At 43.2% G+C, this 18,186-nt stretch carries 17 protein-coding genes; 4 read left to right on the top strand and 13 right to left on the bottom strand.

From position 1 onward, the window contains the following. Nucleotides 1–25 precede the first annotated feature (25 nt). From metK to NT175_13365, 3 genes are all read right to left on the bottom strand, one after another. Nucleotides 26–1,369, bottom strand: coding sequence for a methionine adenosyltransferase (gene metK, locus NT175_13375; protein ID MCX6235687.1), 1,344 nt, complete (start codon nt 1,367–1,369; stop codon nt 26–28). A 121-nt stretch (nt 1,370–1,490) separates the two neighbouring features. After that, nucleotides 1,491–2,402, bottom strand: a complete 912-nt coding sequence (gene gldA, locus NT175_13370) for a gliding motility-associated ABC transporter ATP-binding subunit GldA (GenBank protein MCX6235686.1) — start codon at nt 2,400–2,402, stop codon at nt 1,491–1,493. Between the two features lie 42 nt (nt 2,403–2,444). Then, the gene (locus NT175_13365; protein ID MCX6235685.1) at nt 2,445–3,167 is read right to left on the bottom strand and encodes a hypothetical protein; all 723 of its coding nucleotides are present in this window, start codon (nt 3,165–3,167) and stop codon (nt 2,445–2,447) included. Nucleotides 3,168–3,297: 130 nt separating this feature from the next. Between NT175_13365 and rplM the strand changes: the two genes are divergently transcribed. From rplM to tsf, 4 genes are all read left to right on the top strand, one after another. Beyond that, nucleotides 3,298–3,753, top strand: a complete 456-nt coding sequence (gene rplM, locus NT175_13360; protein ID MCX6235684.1) for a 50S ribosomal protein L13 — start codon at nt 3,298–3,300, stop codon at nt 3,751–3,753. A gap of 1 nt (nt 3,754) precedes the next feature. Further along, nucleotides 3,755–4,141: a 30S ribosomal protein S9 gene (gene rpsI / locus NT175_13355; GenBank protein ID MCX6235683.1), complete on the top strand. Its 387-nt coding sequence runs from the start codon at nt 3,755–3,757 to the stop codon at nt 4,139–4,141. Between the two features lie 99 nt (nt 4,142–4,240). After that, nucleotides 4,241–5,170 carry a 30S ribosomal protein S2 gene (gene rpsB / locus NT175_13350; GenBank protein MCX6235682.1) on the top strand — a complete coding sequence of 310 codons (930 nt, stop codon included), beginning with the start codon at nt 4,241–4,243 and terminating at the stop codon, nt 5,168–5,170. Between the two features lie 64 nt (nt 5,171–5,234). Beyond that, nucleotides 5,235–6,071 carry a translation elongation factor Ts gene (gene tsf, locus NT175_13345; GenBank protein ID MCX6235681.1) on the top strand — a complete coding sequence of 279 codons (837 nt, stop codon included), beginning with the start codon at nt 5,235–5,237 and terminating at the stop codon, nt 6,069–6,071. Between the two features lie 15 nt (nt 6,072–6,086). On the opposite strand, the gene NT175_13340 is transcribed toward tsf, so the two are convergent. The 10 genes from NT175_13340 to NT175_13295 all read right to left on the bottom strand — a co-directional run bounded on the left by NT175_13340 (nt 6,087) and on the right by NT175_13295 (nt 18,183). Then, the gene (locus NT175_13340) at nt 6,087–6,533 is read right to left on the bottom strand and encodes a GatB/YqeY domain-containing protein (GenBank protein ID MCX6235680.1); all 447 of its coding nucleotides are present in this window, start codon (nt 6,531–6,533) and stop codon (nt 6,087–6,089) included. Nucleotides 6,534–6,601: 68 nt separating this feature from the next. Beyond that, nucleotides 6,602–8,182, bottom strand: a complete 1,581-nt coding sequence (gene ftsZ, locus NT175_13335; GenBank protein MCX6235679.1) for a cell division protein FtsZ — start codon at nt 8,180–8,182, stop codon at nt 6,602–6,604. A 90-nt stretch (nt 8,183–8,272) separates the two neighbouring features. Continuing rightward, nucleotides 8,273–9,547 (bottom strand): cell division protein FtsA, encoded by a 1,275-nt coding sequence (gene ftsA / locus NT175_13330; protein MCX6235678.1) that lies wholly within the window; start codon nt 9,545–9,547, stop codon nt 8,273–8,275. A 4-nt stretch (nt 9,548–9,551) separates the two neighbouring features. After that, nucleotides 9,552–10,361 (bottom strand): hypothetical protein, encoded by an 810-nt coding sequence (locus NT175_13325; GenBank protein MCX6235677.1) that lies wholly within the window; start codon nt 10,359–10,361, stop codon nt 9,552–9,554. A 1-nt stretch (nt 10,362) separates the two neighbouring features. Then, nucleotides 10,363–11,736 (bottom strand): UDP-N-acetylmuramate--L-alanine ligase, encoded by a 1,374-nt coding sequence (gene murC, locus NT175_13320; GenBank protein MCX6235676.1) that lies wholly within the window; start codon nt 11,734–11,736, stop codon nt 10,363–10,365. Between the two features lie 3 nt (nt 11,737–11,739). Beyond that, the gene (gene murG, locus NT175_13315) at nt 11,740–12,867 is read right to left on the bottom strand and encodes an undecaprenyldiphospho-muramoylpentapeptide beta-N-acetylglucosaminyltransferase (GenBank protein MCX6235675.1); all 1,128 of its coding nucleotides are present in this window, start codon (nt 12,865–12,867) and stop codon (nt 11,740–11,742) included. Beyond that, nucleotides 12,854–14,014, bottom strand: coding sequence for an FtsW/RodA/SpoVE family cell cycle protein (locus tag NT175_13310; protein MCX6235674.1), 1,161 nt, complete (start codon nt 14,012–14,014; stop codon nt 12,854–12,856). Before NT175_13310 ends, murG begins: the two co-directional genes overlap by 14 nt. Before the next feature lie 37 nt (nt 14,015–14,051). Then, nucleotides 14,052–15,437 carry a UDP-N-acetylmuramoyl-L-alanine--D-glutamate ligase gene (gene murD, locus NT175_13305; GenBank protein ID MCX6235673.1) on the bottom strand — a complete coding sequence of 462 codons (1,386 nt, stop codon included), beginning with the start codon at nt 15,435–15,437 and terminating at the stop codon, nt 14,052–14,054. Nucleotides 15,438–15,453: 16 nt separating this feature from the next. Further along, nucleotides 15,454–16,704 carry a phospho-N-acetylmuramoyl-pentapeptide-transferase gene (gene mraY / locus NT175_13300; protein ID MCX6235672.1) on the bottom strand — a complete coding sequence of 417 codons (1,251 nt, stop codon included), beginning with the start codon at nt 16,702–16,704 and terminating at the stop codon, nt 15,454–15,456. 9 nt (nt 16,705–16,713) lie between these two features. Next, nucleotides 16,714–18,183 carry a UDP-N-acetylmuramoyl-L-alanyl-D-glutamate--2,6-diaminopimelate ligase gene (locus tag NT175_13295; protein ID MCX6235671.1) on the bottom strand — a complete coding sequence of 490 codons (1,470 nt, stop codon included), beginning with the start codon at nt 18,181–18,183 and terminating at the stop codon, nt 16,714–16,716. Nucleotides 18,184–18,186 lie beyond the last annotated feature (3 nt).

Here is an 18,186-nt window from a genome sequence, read left to right as displayed (position 1 = left end):
TTAATCCGGGGCAGCCTTTTTGGTTTTAATGGATATCAAATTCCTTTTTTATGATATCTAAATAATCCAGCTTCTCCCAGGAAAAAAATTCTACTTTTTTAAATATTTTAGTTTCCCCGTTAATCACCTTCTTATTGGTATCGCTATTTTCATAATATACCTCTATCTCCTTCGAATAATGATCTCTTCCAAAATGCCCATAGGTAGTTGTCGCAAGGAAAATGGGATTTTTCAGCCCGAAGCGCTTAATGATCTGAAATGGTTTAAGCGGGAAGATTTTTTTTACTTTCTCTGATATTTCCCCGTCGGTCATTATATTACCCTGTCCGTTCCTGACATGGGCCGTATTAGCGGTATTGACATAAACACCAATCGGATCGGCGATGCCAATGGCATAGGCTAGCTGCACATGAATTTCATCCGCAACGCCGGCAGCGACAAGATTTTTAGCGATATGACGCGCTGCATAAGCTCCTGAACGGTCCACCTTGGAACAATCTTTTCCTGAAAATGCACCACCCCCATGTGCCCCTTTGCCACCATAAGTGTCGACAATAATCTTGCGGCCTGTAAGCCCTGTGTCACCATGAGGCCCTCCAATGACAAATTTACCGGTTGGATTTACATGAAGAATAAAATGGGAATCGAAAAGATTTTTTAATCGGCCAGGCAGTGTATTGACAACCCGTGGAATAAGTATGCTCAGGATGTCTTCCTTGATCTTCATCTGCATGGCCTCTTCGGCTTTTTTCAGGGAACTAATAGTGTCGTCATCCGGAAGGATGAATTCATCATGCTGTGTTGAAAGTACAATCGTATGTATTCTTAAGGGTTTGCCATTTTCATCGTACTCGATAGTCACCTGTGATTTTGAATCGGGGCGGAGATAGGTCATCTCTTTTTTTTCTTTTCTGATACCTGCGAGCTCCTGTAACAGGATATGCGCCACTTCAACAGGCATGGGCATATAGTTATCCATTTCCTTTGTGGCCATACCGAACATCATACCCTGATCTCCTGCACCCTGGTTTTCACCGTCATTGTCCCTTTCGACTCCCTGACGTATGTCGGATGACTGTTCATGGATAGTAGAAATGATGCCGCATGAACCCGCATCAAATTTGTATTCGGCTTTTGTATAACCTATATCACTGATGGTTTCCCTCACGACCCTTTGAATATCAATATATCCGTTCGTATGCACCTCACCGCTGCAAACGACGAGACCGGTGGTGACCAGCGTTTCACAGGCAACCTTTGAATTCGGATCATAACGCAAAAATTCGTCAAGCAAGGCATCGGATATCTGATCAGCAATTTTATCGGGATGACCTTCGGATACTGACTCGGAAGTGAATAAGTAACTCATTTTTTCTTTATGTTATTTTTATAATACCTCACCCCCCGGCCTCTTTTCCTCAATGAGAGGGGGAAATAGGTGGAGAAGCGGCAAAAGTAGGAATTTATTTTATTAAGGACTTTACAGGGAATCATTTTTTTGTTAATGACTGAAAGACCTTTTCAATGCTTTGTTCTTCTTTTCTAAGGGAAAGTACGGTGAGGTCATGTCTGACAGCGAAATGGAATATGTCCGGCCTGATATCTTTGCCAGGTTGGGCATGTATGATCCATGCATGTTCAGCGTCATGGATAATTTCTATAATTCCAGGGATGTCTGACAATGCAGCCAGATCTATTGCACCGCTGAATTCAACGTGGATGCTTTCATACCCGGCCGACAGATGCGATAAGCGGGATGTGAGGTCATCAGCCACGATTTTTCCGTTATCAATGATGATCGCCCTGCCACATACCGCTTCGACCTCTTGCATAATATGTGTTGACAACATCACGGTCTTTTCTTTCCCGACCTTTTTGATCAGGTTGCGGATCTCAATAAGCTGATTCGGATCAAGTCCCGATGTCGGTTCGTCCAGAATCAGAACTTCAGGATCATGGATAAGTGCTTGCGCGAGGCCAACACGCTGACGGTAACCCTTCGACAATGCCCCGATCTTCTTATTCTGCTCAATATCCAGGCCGGTAATGCCAATGATTTCTTTGATGCGATGCTGTGTTTTCTCTCTGAGTTGATGAATACCTGCAATAAATTCAAGATATTCCTTAACATACATCTCAGGATAAAGAGGATTATTTTCAGGCAGGTACCCTATTTTTTTTCTGACCTCAATGGATTTTTCAAAAATATCGAAGCCATAAACAATTACATCCCCGGCAGTAGGAGGGATAAAACAGGTGATGATCTTCATCAGCGTCGATTTTCCGGCACCATTAGGACCAAGCAATCCTGCCACCTCACCGGGGTGGATAGTGAAGGTGACGTCATCAAGGGCTTTCTGCTGTCCGAAAAGCTTCGTGATATGTCTGACTTCAATGGACATGATGATGATCGAATTTATAATCCGGACGTTCGAACGGCGAAATTACTGAATATTACTTTTTAAATGCCATCTCCTGAAATAATGAACGACAGCCACGATGTGTAAAATCGCTCCTACTGCAAAAATATACCAGTTAAATTTTTGCGGAATAAATCTGAAAGCATAAGCAAGAACTTCATCTTTCCTTGAAGAAGATAATATTTCAGAAAGACTGAATTCACTGGTCACATACCTGATATATTCTTCTGTATATGAAGTGATAATGACCAATGAACCTGCAATAAGCAGGATCCATTCAGTGATATTTATCATTGGGTTCTTTCCCCTGTTTGTGAAATGAATGATCAGCAAAGCCAGGAGAATCATTGTCAGAGAATTAATGATAGAACATAGCACCGGTCCAACCCATACTGATGGGATAAGAAAAAGTATATCCCATGTCATTAATGATTCCGGCCAGTTGAGTATGATTTTTAGAAATAGATAATAAAAAATATCCCAGATGCCAAAGCCCAAGATGAAATATCCAAATCGTTCCATATTGTTTCTCCCTGTTATTATCCCGGCAGTTAATAACATGATGATGGTGGCCGCCTCTCTGAAGATTTCAGTACCGGCTATACGGGGATCCATCAATTTCAGTGGAAAATCAAAACCTCCGGGGTAGTATAGTGCCCGCAAATAAATGACCACAGCGCTCTCAAGAAATGCCATGGCAACAGCGAAAAAAACAAAACTTATCAGAATTTTTGGCCTTTTGTTCATACTGAACATTTTGGTGAGGATATTTCCAAAATTAGGTCATAAAAATTATCATAACCAAATTTTTGTTTAATAAAAATATAATCCTAACTTTGCACCCCTTTTTGCAGGGTGATTTTGAAAACTTAATACGATGGACACGATAAGCTATAAAACCAGAAGTGCTAACAAGCAGACAGTGATTAAGGAGTGGTTGCTGGTCGATGCCGAAGGCCAGATTCTGGGTCGTCTGGCCTCCAAGGTTGCCATGTTACTGCGTGGTAAATTAAAAACGGATTTTACACCACATGTGGATTGCGGGGATAATGTTATCGTTATCAATGCAGAGAAAGTCAAACTGACCGGTAAAAAGATGACCGATAAGGAGTATTTACGTCACACCGGTTATCCCGGAGGGCAGCGTTCCGTTACACCTCAGGTGCTGATGGTTAAAAAACCTACCGCGGTAGTTGAAAAAGCCATAAAAGGTATGCTGCCAAAGAACAGGCTGGGCAGTGAATTATTCCGGAACCTATATGTATATGCCGGAAATGAACATAAACACCAGGCTCAGAATCCAAAAACCGTTAATTTAACATCAATCAAATGATATGGAAGTGATCAATTCTTTAGGCAGGAGAAAGACATCAGTTGCAAGAATATATCTTCAACCCGGAAAAGGTAAAATAACGGTCAATGACCGTGCTTTCGAAGAATATTTCCCCACCACATTTCTTCAGAATATTGTTCGTCAGCCATTTGAAATCACAGGCACACAGGATAAATACGATATTAAGGCGAACATGACCGGCGGTGGCTTTAATGGTCAGGCTGAAGCGTTACGCTTAGCCATTTCAAAAGCCCTTTGCACTATCGATAAGGAATTCAGGCCTCCACTTAAGGCCAAAGGTTGTCTCCGCAGGGATCCGCGTATGGTGGAACGTAAAAAACCGGGACAGAGAAAAGCCCGTAAAAGATTCCAGTTCAGCAAACGATAGTCCTTTGAAATCAAGTTTAGTATCTAAATTGCTGAGACTCACGTACTGTGGCTACCCGGCAATTGATTTAATCAGAAAGTAAACTTAAATCCAGAATAAATGTCAAGAACAAGTTTTAATGAATTACTCGAGGCGGGTGTTCATTTCGGTCATTTGAAAAGAAAGTGGAATCCGAACATGGCACCGTACATTTTCATGGAACGTAATGGTATCCATATCATCGACCTGTATAAAACCATGGCTAAGATTGATGAAGCTGCCTCTGCCATGAAGCAGATCGTCAAATCAGGTAAAAAGGTGTTGTTTGTCGCCACTAAGAAACAGGCTAAAGAAATTGTCGGGCAGCATGTCAGAAGGATAGGCATGCCTTATGTGACAGAACGCTGGCCCGGCGGTATGCTTACAAACTTCGCCACCATCCGTAAAGCCGTGCGAAAAATGGCCTCTATCGATAAAATGATGAAGGCACCTTCTTTCAAGAACCTCTCAAAAAGAGAACGTCTTCAGATCACCCGTGAAAGGGCTAAACTGGAAAAACAACTGGGTAGCATCACCGACCTTAACCGCCTGCCCTCAGCTCTGTTTGTCGTGGATATCCTTAAGGAACATATCGCGGTATCGGAAGCCAAAAAGCTCAATATTCCGACGTTCGCTATCGTCGATACCAATTCAAATCCCAATGCTGTGGATTTTCCAATACCATGCAATGACGATGCATCCAAAGCTATTGACCTCGTCGTCAAAATCATGGTCGATGCTATCGAGGAAGGCCTCAGCGAACGGAAATATGACAGGGATAAACGCGCCGAGGAGGAAAGGGAAATGGAAGATGAAATCAGCACAAGATCAAAGATCATTGAGGAATTGGAAGCTGCTGAAGAGGAAGCGGACGCCAAACTGGCACGAAAGGAATTTGAAGTTGAACCTAAAAAAATGAAGGACATTACCGAAGAGGAAGAAGAAGTGAGAATACCCGGCCGCAGACCCAGAAAAATCATCTCCAAAAGTTCTAAAAAACCTATTAAATAAAATATAATCCAATTATTCATATTATTGATCATTGTTAATTATTAATCGTTAATTATTAAAAATCATGGCAAATATATCAGCAGCAGATGTTCAGAAACTCAGACAACTGACCAGTCAGGGAATGATGGATTGTAAGGAAGCACTCATTGAATGTGATGGTGACTTTGAAAGATCAATTGATTATTTAAGGAAAAAAGGATTGAAGGTTGCATCCAAAAGAGCTGAACGTGAAGCCAACCAGGGCATTGTCCTGTCCGGCGTCAGCAAAGACAATAATTTCGGTATTAATGTGATGGTAAACTGCGAAACCGATTTCGTTTCCAAAAACGAAGAATTCAGCCTTTTCGTCAGCCAGATCGTTGTTCATGCACTGGATAAAAAACCCAGATCGCTTGAGGCTTTCGTTAACATGGATATTAACGGCAGGACAGTAGGGGAGAACCTGACCGACTGGATTGGAAAAACCGGTGAAAAGATGCAGATACCGCATTATGAGGTAATTGAAGCTCCAAGGGTATTTTCATACAACCATTATGGTAACCGTCTGGCAACATTAGCCGGATTCAATAAGACTACCGCTAATAACTTTGAAGAGGTGGGTCATGAAGTGGCTATGCAGATCGCTGCTATGGCACCGGTTGCTATTGACAGGGATGATGTCCCGAAGGATGTCATCGACCGTGAGATTGAAATCGGTAAAGACCAGGCACGTCAGGAAGGGAAACCGGAAAGCATGATCGAAAAGATCGCTCTCGGCAAGCTCAACAAATTCTATAAGGAGAGTACCCTGTTAAACCAGGATTTTGTGAAGGATAATTCAAAGACTGTGAAGCAGTATATTGAGGAAAATGACAAGGAACTGAAGGTCACGGCTATCAGCAGGCTGATGCTGGGAGCCTAAGGAGCAGACCTGCCATCAGCTTAACAATTCTCTTACGACCATTGCAATCATCCTATTCTCTGCTTTACCGGCAAGTTTTTTCGTTGCTATACCCATAACCTTTCCAAGGTCTTGTATGCTTTTAGCGCCAGTTTCAGCGATGATCATTTTGATCTCCTGCTTTAGCTGTTCCTCACTCATCTGTTCAGGCAGATATGCTGAGATGACTTTTGCCTGGAACAGTTCCGTATCAGCAAGGTCCTTACGGTTTTGTGCCAGGTATATCTCGGCTGATTCTTTACGTTGTTTTATCAGCCGCTGTATAAGTTGCATGGCACTCTGCTCATCCAGTTCATGTGCCGACCCCTTCGTCTTTTCCAATAATATAGCTGCTTTTACAGCCCGCAGGGCGTCCAGTTTATCTCTCTCTTTATTCAACATCGCAGCCTTGATGTCTTCAGTGATTTTATTTTCGAGATTCATGATACAGAGAAATTAAATGTCATTAAATGGCCCACTCCTTCAGGAGTGGGATTGGATTAAGCAAGCATCTAATCCACATTGTCATGTAAAAACGAATTGTTCGTTTTGATCTCCGGATTGTTTTCTTCATCTGATATCAGGACATAACGCGCAACAGATGAGCTTTCAGATGGCGGAACATCAGTGAGTGTTACATTTCTGCGAATATAGGCTGGTTCATTTTCAAGCTCAGCCAGACCACCCGGAGTTTTTAGCTTGATACTCAGATCCTTCAGCTTCCTGATCCGATCCATCGACTTGAGTTCCATCTCATCCCTTTTAGTGTCTGCCTGGAGAATGTCCTTTGCCGTGTCATATGGATGCTGTCCTTCTGAGGCCAATGAACTGGTAATGGTGACTTTTTTTTCTGTCTCTTTACCGGCAGATGTGTCACTGTGATCATCATGTTCAATATTATCTTTTACTACATGGTTAATGTCAAAAACAAAAGTTCTGTCATCACTTTCCGGCTCTGCCGCGGTACCCTCCGTCATGTCGCCAGATTCTGGTGTCTTGGTGATGAGAGTAATCTCATTGTTCAGCACATCAATAGGTTCTTCTCTCTTAGGATAGACAGGTTCCAGAGGAGATTCATCAAGTGTATGAATGATTTTCATGCCTTCTTCGTCAATGTCGGTTGGTCTTTTACTATGGGTCCCAAAGCCTGTGGCAATGATGGTGATGCATATCTTCTTCCCAAGCGATTCTTCGGAGGAGTTGCCCCAGATGATCTCTGCGCCGTTGCCGGCTTCATTCTGAATATAGTCAGTGATCTCGCTGACCTCATCCATGGTGATTTCATCCTTGCCCGAAGTGATATATAAAAGAATGTTGCTGGCGCCTTTGATATTGCTATCGTTCAGCAATGGCGAGGAGAGCGCTTCTTCAATGGCTTTATGTGCCCTGTCTTCACCTTCGGCAATGCCGGTTCCCATAATGGCTACTCCACTGTCTTTCATAACAGTTTTGGCGTCCTCGAAGTCAACATTGATGTGACCCGGAACCGTGATGATCTCAGCAATACCTTTGGCAGCAATGGCCAGGATATCATCAGCTTTGCCGAAAGCTTCTGATAATTTGACATTACCATAAAGTTCACGGAGTTTATCATTACATATCACCAGCGACGTATCAACATATTTTTTCAGTTCCTCAATACCCTGTTCTGCCTGTTGCCGTCTTTTACGGCCTTCAAAAGCAAATGGAATGGTAACGATGCCAACGGTAAGAATCCCCAATTCCCTGGCTATGGCTGCTATTACCGGGGCGCCTCCGGTTCCTGTTCCGCCACCCATGCCGGCAGTGATAAATAACATTTTAGTATTGGTTTCGAGGATAGCTTTGATCTCTTCAATGTTTTCAAGAGCTGCCTCCCTTCCCACGGAAGGAATAGATCCTGCCCCAAGGCCTTTGGAACCAAGCTGGATTTTTAAAGGTACAGGGCTTGTAGACAAAGCCTGGGCATCGGTATTGCAAAGGATGAAATCCACCCCTTTGATACCCTGCTTGTACATGTGGGTGACAGCATTACTTCCACCACCACCAACACCAATGACTTTAATTATGGATGATTGATTCTTGGATGAATCAAATGTCAGCATTTCAGTCATAATTTCAGGTTTTAAATTTATAGTTAATATATTCAGTGAATTCTCTATTAATTATTTATTTATCCACAAAAAAGACGAGATTTATTCACATCACTCTCCGGTCTCTTCATCGAACCAGGCTTTGATCTTGTCAAAGAAGCTGGGTCGATCTTTTTTTGGCGTACGTTTTTCCTTTTTCATCAGATGTGCTTCACGCTTAGACCTCTCTTTTTCAGATCTCTCCAGTCCGATCATGACTAATCCCACACATGTCGCGTACATCGGGCTGGCTATTTCTTCCGGCACATCAGGACCCAGATGTTCATTAGGATAACCGATCCGGGTGTCCATGCCGGTCATGAATTCGGTCAACTGTGCAATATGCCTGAGCTGTGCTCCTCCTCCTGTCAGCACGATCCCTGCAATGAGTTTTTTCTCATATCCCGAATTCTTGATCTCGAAATAGATGTGCTCGACGATCTCTTCCATTCGTGCCTGGATGATATGCGCCAGATTTTTGAGGCTTATTTCTTTAGGAGGACGTCCCCTCAAGCCTGGTATGGCAACAATTTCCTCTTCCTTGTTTTCGCTGGCCAGTGCTGAGCCGAATTTACACTTCAACTCTTCTGCATGGCGGTGGATGATCGTGCACCCCTCTTTTATATCTTCGGTGATCACTTCTCCTCCAAAAGGTATAACTGCTGTGTGGCGGATAATGCCATCCTGGAAAATGGCAATGTCGGTCGTTCCGCCACCAATGTCAACCAGCACCACACCGGCTTCTTTCTCTTCTTCACTGAGGACGGCTACAGCTGATGCCAGCGGCTCCAGTATCAGCCCGCTGACCTCAAGATCGGCTTTTCTTACACATTTGTAAATGTTCTTTGCTGCCGTGGTTTGCCCGGTTATAATGTGGAAATTGGCTTCCAGCATGATGCCCGACATGCCTTTTGGCTGCTTGATACCGGGTTCCTCGTCAAGTGTATATTCCTGCGGGATCACATCAATAATCTCCTCTCCGGGATTCATGATCAGTTTGTACATCGACTCGGTCAACGCATCAATTTCATCATGGCTGATCTCCTCATCATTACTGCTGCGGATGATGCTGCCATGATGTTGCAGGCTTTTAATATGCTGGCCTGCAATGCCCACATTCACCGTTTCGATCTTTACACTAGACCGTTGTTCAGCCTCATGCACGGCTTTCTGTATAGAGCTTACTGTGTGTTCAATATTTGATACCACACCCCTCTTTACCCCAATTGACTCTGTTCTTCCAACACCCAGGATCTCTATCTTTCCGTTTTCATTGCGCCTGCCTACTATAGCAGCTATTTTTGATGTGCCTATGTCTAAACCGACAATAATTTCTGATGACTCCATAGTTTTAGTGTTTTGAACAAACAACCTGATTTTTATATTCCAGATTAATAGTATCGTACCTTTCCCATCCGGTTTTTTGAATGGCCTGCATATAGAATGCGGTCAGGTTCTTAAGTTTTTCTGCCATATCGCTTGTATCCCCGAAAATGACCAGATTATGGCCCACCTTGGGTATCAGTTCAATTTTATTTTGACTGGTGATATAGACCTGTTCGATCTGTGCAGTCAGAAATGAACTTTTATTGATCTCTTTTGTCAGCAGGAATACCTTATTGAGTTCCGCTTCCGCCGCCGATCCATCAGCCCTGCACCGAAAATTCCTTGTGTTGATGACCTCATCACTCAGATTTGCCCGGATGTTGCCACTGACTATCAGTAGCCTCGTTATATGCTCAGGGTGCAGCGCCATCAGCCTGCCTTTATCATCAAGGTAACAGCTTCGGTTCAGCGTGTCGAAGATGCGCAGGAAAGGTTTTCTCTGTACGACGTCAACCTTGATGATGCCGTTGATAGTGGAAAATGCTTTGGCATCTTCCACATACGGATTGTTTTTGATCACCTTCATGATCCCTTCGACATTTACTTTTGACATAGGCTGTCCTACAAGCGAGCCAAAAGCATTGTTCAGACCCATCGTGATATCTTTATCGGAAATGAATTGTTCAGCATCCCTGTATTCAATGTTGATGATGAGGTCGCGGCAACGGGAACTATCCTGTTTTTTTGTGATGGACCCAAGCGAAACCCCTATACCGGCTATAACACTCAGCCAGAGGAAAACCGATAAAATCCGTTTGAATTTTTTGCTTCTCATATTATTTCGCCTGATCGGTATACTTACTTTTTAATAAATTTTCAATGGGCTGAACCAACTGGTCAATATCTCCTGCACCAAGTGTCAATACGATCTCTAAATTTCTCTCTTGCAGCATATTAAACAGATCGTTTCGTCGGGCCATTGTTTTATTTGATTTCCTGATCCTGTCGAAGATCATCTTAGAGCTTACGCCTTTAATTGGTTGTTCCCTTGCAGGATAAATATCCAGCAGGATGATTTCGTCCAATTTTTCCAGGCTGAGTGCAAATTCCTTTGCCAGGTCACGCGTTCTCGAATAGAGGTGTGGCTGAAAAATGCCCGTGACCTTCTTTCCCGGGAAAAAATCTCGTACGCCGCTGATGCAGGCGCTGATTTCTTCAGGATGATGAGCATAATCATCAATGAAAATGATTTCGGGTGCCTGGATCCGGATATCAAACCTTCTTTCCACACCCCTGAATGACCCCAGCCCTTTTCTCAGCTGCATCTCGTCAATTCCGAGTTCAAGGGCTACAGCACTTGCAACAATGGCATTTTCAATATTGTATAGCCCCGGTAAAACAATTGAAAGATCTCTTATAATCCTTTCACCGGCTTTAAGATCAAATTGTTGAAAGCCATTCCTGATGGAGTGGCTGATAATCCCTATATCAGCTTCTTCGGTGACACTATAGTGTTTTATATCCGTACCGGCTTTTATATGAATCGGCAATCCCTTTTTCAGAAATACTTTTCCATGGGATTTTACCTGTGTGGCAAAAGTGCAGAACGATTCCAGCAGCTTATCCCTGTGAATGTAAATATCCAGATGATCGGCATCGATAGATGTGATGACTGCGATATCCGGGTACAAATTAAGGAATGAACGGTCAAACTCATCTGCTTCGACAACCATGAACCGACTCTTCTCCGACATGACGAGATTCGAATTATCGTTTTTGTATATTCCCCCGATGAATGCCGTTACAGGTTTCCCGGCTCTTTTCAGTAAATGTGTGATGAGCGATGTGATCGTAGTTTTGCCATGGGTCCCGGCTACAGCAACTGTAAACTGATCCTGTGTCAGAAGGCCAAGGATCTCCGCTCGTTTCCTCACTGGCACTCCATGATCCGTAAAATGCTGAAATGCCGGGTGATCCTCAGGCACAGCAGGCGTATATATGGCCAGATCGACATGGGGTGGGATCAGGGTAATATCCTCAGTAAAATCTATCGTGATTCCCTCCATTCTTAGCTGATCTGTCAGATGCGTGGGGGTTTTATCATAACCGCATACCATCTTTCCTAAAGCATGGAAATAGCGTGCCATTGCGCTCATGCCTATGCCGCCGATGCCCAGAAAATAAATCGTATGCGTGTTTGCAATGTTCATTTTTTACTGTGAGTTTTTCTTTTTCCGATTTATCAGACCGATGATTTCATCAGCTATGCGGTCGGCTGCATGCAATTGTGCCATACGTCCGATGTTTTCGGCTAGTTTTGCACACTTCAATGTATCCGCTATCAGATCAGAAACAGTGTGTCCTAAACTTACTTTTGCTTTGCTATCTGTTATCATCAGGGCAGCCTCGTGATGAACCAATGCCATGGCATTCTTTGTCTGATGATCTTCTGCTGCAGTAGGTAAAGGAATAAAAATGACGGGTTTCCTGACAGCGCACAATTCCGATACAGTTATGGCTCCGGCCCTTGATATCACGACATCTGCCACTGCATAAGCATAGTCCATCCTCGTAATGAAAGCCTGAACTTTGACTCCTTCATATTTTTTACTGCTAACCAGTTCCAAAGCCTTCGGATAATAAAGCTTTCCAGTCTGCCAGATGACCTGCATCCCCTGATGGGAAAATAATTTCAGGTGATAAGCGATGCTTTCATTCACCGATACCGCTCCCTGGCTTCCTCCAATGACTAGTAATGTCCTTTTACCTCTTTCTAAACCGAAAAATTCCAGTGCCTTATCTTTCTTGTTTATAGTGTCGACCATATCCTCCCTGATGGGATTCCCTGTAATGATGATTTTTTCTTTTGGGAAAAATCTTTCCATCCCCTCATAAGCTACGCAAATCCTGTCGGTTTTCTTTGCCAGAAGTTTATTGGTTATACCGGGATAAGAGTTTTGTTCCTGGATGAGCGTGGGTATGCCTTTCCAAGCTGCAACACGCAATGTTGGTCCGCTGGCATATCCTCCAACACCAACGGCTGCTGCAGGTTTGAACCTGCTGATAATAATGTTGGCTTTTATAAGGCTGATGACCAGTTTCAGGGGTACTAGAAAATTTTTTATTGTTAGCTTGCGTTGCAGTCCACTGATCCACAGCCCTTCAATAGCGTAACCTGCCTCCGGTACCTTTTCCATCTCCATGCGGCCTTTTGCACCAATGAACAGGATTTCTATCTGTTCAAGCTTCTTTTCAAGGGCATTGGCAATAGCTATCGCAGGGAAAATGTGTCCTCCTGTTCCCCCTCCGCTGATGATGATCTTATACTTACCTTCCTGCATAAGCGACTTCAGCCTCCGGATTGGTTTCAATTTCTTTACTTACGCTTAATATTATACCTATTGCTATGCTGGTGAACCATAGGGATGTTCCTCCCATGCTCACCAATGGCAATGTTTGTCCTGTGACAGGCAACAAATTAACTGCCACTGCCATGTTGATCATGGCCTGGAATACCAGGCTGAATGTTAATCCGATAGTGAGAAAGGCCCCGAAGTGGCGGGGACATTTGATAACAATTCTTACTGCCCTATGGAGAATAATGATGTACATCAGTAAAATAATGATGCCTCCGACCAGTCCGAATTCTTCAATAATAATGGCATAGATATAATCGGAATAAGCCTGGGGCAGAAAATTTTTCTGCGTGCTGTTGCCTGGCATTTTACCAAAAATCCCCCCATTTGCAACGGCAATCATAGCCTGTGCAGGCTGGTAATTGCCCGCAATGCTGTCACCCCCGCTAATGAAATTTTCTACACGGTTACTCCAGGTCTCCAGTCGCCCGACATTGTGAAAACTTTTACCCAGCAGGAAAATAATGGCCATCATGACACACCCCAGGCCTACAAGTGAGAGAATATATTTCATTCTTACCCGCCCGATGAACATGAGCACCAGTGATGTGGCAAAAAGTATAGCCGCTGTTGAAAAATTTGCCGGTAGGATTAATCCGCAAACCACTAAAACAGGAATGGTTATTGGCAGAAATCCTGTCTTGAAATCTTTGATTTCATCCTGTTTCTTTGTCAGCAGTCTGGCCAGGAACATGATCAGGGCAAGCTTGGCAAGATCTGATGGCTGAAAAGATAAATTGATAACCGGCAAAGTGTACCACCGTGCAGCTTCATTTATCGATTTACCAAATAATAGAGTATATAATAGTAATGGTATGGCAATGATCAGAAATATCTGTGAAATCCTGGAATAGTAGCTGTATTTGATGAGGTGTGCCAGGTACATGAGAACAAAGGCCAGGATGAGGATGCCAAAATGCTTGAAAAGATAATATTCCGTATTGCCTGCCCTATACTTATACGCCAGGGTGCTGGTAGAACTGTAAACAGCAATTAGCGAAAAAACCGACAGGACGATCACCACCATCCAGATCACCTTGTCACCCCTCATATTTTTAAAGAATGCAAACATCTGTTGTTGTCTGTTTTTAAACTATTTAAATGTTAAATCATAAATTTCTCACTGCAATTTTGAATTTCCTCCCTCTGTCTTCATAGTTATTGAATAAGTCAAAACTGGCACAGGCCGGCGAAAGTAAAACCACATCGCCCTGTGTGCCCTCCGAATATGCTGTATTGACAGCTTCTTCTGCCGAATGGGTTTCATAGATGACAGGTACGAGGTCGGAAAATGCATCGATGATTTTCTTGTTATCCAGTCCCATGCACACAATGGCTTTGACTCTGGCTTTGACCAGTTCCCGGAGCTGCGAGTAGTCATTACCCTTGTCTATGCCACCTGCTATCCAGATAATTGGCTTGTTTATCGATTCCAGTGCATACCAGGTCGAGTTGACATTGGTGGCCTTGGAGTCATTTATAAATTCAATTCCATGGATTTTGGCGACATACTCGAGCCTGTGCTCAATATTCTGAAAATCAGAAAGGCTTTCTTTTATGACCTCTTTGCGAAGGTCAAGCACCCTGGCAGCTATCCCTGCCGCCAGAGAATTATAAATGTTATGCCGCCCCTGTAAGGCTAAATTTTCTAATGTCATTTCGAAAATTTGAGAGTTTATGTCAATTCTTAACTTATTGTCCTTTATATATTTATCATCAGATGAATACGGTCTCTCCAGATATCCTCCTTCACCGGAGATGGATTTTAACACCGAAAACGGATACCTGTGCGATACAATCCTTCGTTTCATCAGCTCTGCTTCAATGACCTTATCATCTGCGCAATATATAAAGGCATCATGTTCAGCCTGATTTCTTGTTATTCTGAACTTTGTATCTATATATTGCTGAAAATCATAATTATACCGGTCCAGATGATCGGGCGTGATATTCATTAGCACCGCTACTTCAGCCTCGAAGTCCCACATGCCATCAAGCTGAAAGCTGCTGATCTCCAGCACATAATAATCATAATTCCCAGTTGCAACCTGCATTGCAAAACTGTTCCCGACATTTCCTGCCACGCACACATTCAGGCCGGCTTTTTTCAAAATATGACCGGTCAGTAATGTTGTCGTCGTTTTTCCATTGCTCCCTGTAATGCATATCTTCCTTGCATTTGTGTACCTTGAGGCAAATTCAATTTCCGAGATAACCGGTATCCCCAGTTTTTTAATTTCCATTATGACAGGCATGTTCTCAGATATGCCCGGACTTTTGATCACTTCATCTGCCTCCAGTATGATCTCCTGCGAGTGCCGTTGCTCTTCAAATGGTATATCAGCATGTAAAAGAACTTTTTTGTATTTTTCCTGAATGGAGCCATTGTCACTTATGAAAACATCCTGTCCCTTCTTCCTGGCCAGTATGGCTGCTCCAATTCCGCTTTCACCGGCACCAAGTATTACAATCCTCTTTATCTCATGCGTTTTCAATTTATCATTTCTTTAACTACCTGATCTTCAATGTTATTATGGTAAAAACCGCAAGCAATATCCCAATGATCATAAATCTCTGGACAATTTTTGGCTCCGGTATTCCTTTCATTTGAAAGTGATGATGTAATGGCGACATCCTGAATATTCTCCTTCCTTCGCCATATCTCCGTCGTGTATATTTGAAATAGCCGACCTGCAAGACTACTGACAGATTCTCAACAAGAAAGATCCCGCAAAGGATAGGGATCAGGATTTCTTTCCTTAAAATGATGGCAAATACGGCAATGATACCTCCCAGCGACAGGCTGCCGGTGTCACCCATAAAGACCTGTGCGGGGTATGAGTTATACCAGAGGAATCCCACACAGGCACCGACAAAAGCACTTATGTATATAGCCAGCTCCCCGATATTTGGGATATACATGATGTTCAGGTAATCGGCAAAAATGATGTTACCCGATACCCATGCCAATATACCCAGTGTGGCTCCGATAATGGCCGAGGTGCCTGTGGCCAGGCCATCCACTCCGTCAGTCAGGTTCGCTCCATTCGAAACCGTCAGAATAATCAGGATAACAACAGGTACAAAAATCACCCACGCCCACTTCCTGTAATCTTTTCCAATGAACGAAATCAGCATGGCATAATCAAATTCATTATTCTTAAAAAATGGAATAGTCGTTTTTGTCGATTTTACCGCTTCTTTTGAAAACCGCATTGAAGCAGGCACCTTCGCATTTTCCAGGGATTCTTCAACCGAAACCACCTGTTTCTGAGGCAGCTTCTCCCTGATGACGATGGAGTCATTAAAATACATGGTGAATCCGACAATTAAACCCAGTCCGACCTGTCCCAGGATCTTGAATTTAGCGGCCAGGCCTTTTTTATCTTTTTTATATACTTTTATGTAGTCGTCAATAAAACCAATGACTCCCAACCAGGTTGTCGAGATCAGGATGAGAATGATGTAAACATTATGCAGTTTGGCAAAAAGCAGTGTCGGAATCAGTATAGCTCCAAGAATGATCAGCCCTCCCATTGTCGGCGTGCCCTGTTTCTTCTTCTGACCTTCAAGGCCAAGATCCCTGATCTCCTCTCCAACCTGCTTTTTCCTGAGAAAATTGATCAGGCTTTTACCAAAAACAAGTGAAATAACCAATGAAGTGATCACTGCCAGTGCCGCACGGAAAGAGATATACTGAAACATACCGGCACCTGGAAAATCTGTGGCTTTCTGCAGATATAAAAACAAATAATAGAACATACCGTATAATTAATTGTCTGTTGCAGGCATTAAAATGTCTTGTAATACTCTTTTATCATCAAATGGATATCGTATACCCTTGATCTCCTGATATTTTTCATGGCCTTTCCCTGCTACAAGGATGATGTCGCCTGGACTGGCCATCGCACAGGCCGTCTTGATGGCTTCACGTCGGTCAACAACAACAATCGTCCTGCGCAGGTGATACACCTCCAGATCACTGGTCATTTCTCGTATGATTTGTTCTTGTTCCTCTGAACGGGGATTGTCAGAAGTGAAAATAACCCGGTCACTTTTACTGCATGCTATTCTGCCCATGACAGGCCGTTTTGCCTTATCACGATCCCCTCCAGCGCCAACAACAGTGATGAGTTTCCCTTGCCCCCTCCTTATGGCATGTATGGTGTCCAGCACATTTGACAGCGCGTCTGGTGTATGGGCATAATCCACAATGGCAATAATATCATCCGGGCTCCTCATATAATCAAAACGGCCTTCTACAGAAGTTTGATTGCTCAGAACTGTGAGAATATGTTTTTTCTCCTCACCCAGTAGAAATGCCGTGCCATATACAGCCAGGATGTTGTATGCATTAAATTGACCTGTCAGCCTGAACCACGTCTCTTCTCTGTCGATGTTTAAAAGCAATCCTTCAAACTGGTTTTCAACAATCCTGCATTTAAAATCGGCAGGACTTTTCAGCCCATACGTGTATTTTAAGGCACATGTATTCTGCAACATCAGCGATCCGTTTTTATCATCCGCATTGGTCAGGGCAAACGCATGCCCCGGAAGTCCGTCAAAGAATGCCTTCTTTGCACCGATATAATCCACAAACGTTTTATGGTAGTCGAGATGATCATGGGTGATATTGGTGAATAATCCTCCTGAAAATTCAATACCCGCTATCCGGTTTTGTACTATGGCATGTGAGCTGACTTCCATAAAACAAAAACGGCATCCCTTATTCACCATCTTGCTGAGAAGATTATTCAGCTCAATGGCATCAGGGGTAGTATGTGATGAAGATACGATGGCATCATCTATTTGATTGTGTATCGTGGATATCATACCTGCATGATAACCAAATTCACGAAAGATCTTAAAAAGCAGGGTAACCGTGGTCGTTTTGCCATTGGTGCCTGTTACACCGATAAGCTTTAACTTGCCGGAAGGATGATCATAATAATTTGAAGCCAGGATGCCTAGAGCCATGGCACTGTTTTCAACCTGGATATAGGTAATATTTGTGGAGATCTGATGTGGGAATTCTTCACATACTATAACTACAGCGCCTTTTTCAAGTGCTTGTGTTATATAGTTATGTCCATCACTGCTTGATCCTCTGACAGCTGCGAAGAGACTGCCGGGTTTCACAATTCTGGAGTCGAATCCAATTCCCTTGATCATCCTGTCTACCGGGCCTGTCAGGTTCAGTACCGAAATATTTTTTAATATGTCTTTTAGAGCTTTTTGCACGTG

It is taken from the genome of Bacteroidota bacterium (genome assembly GCA_026391695.1).
Taxonomy (GTDB): Bacteria; Bacteroidota; Bacteroidia; order Bacteroidales; family JAGONC01; genus JAPLDP01.
This window is presented reverse-complemented; position numbering and strand designations above follow the sequence as displayed.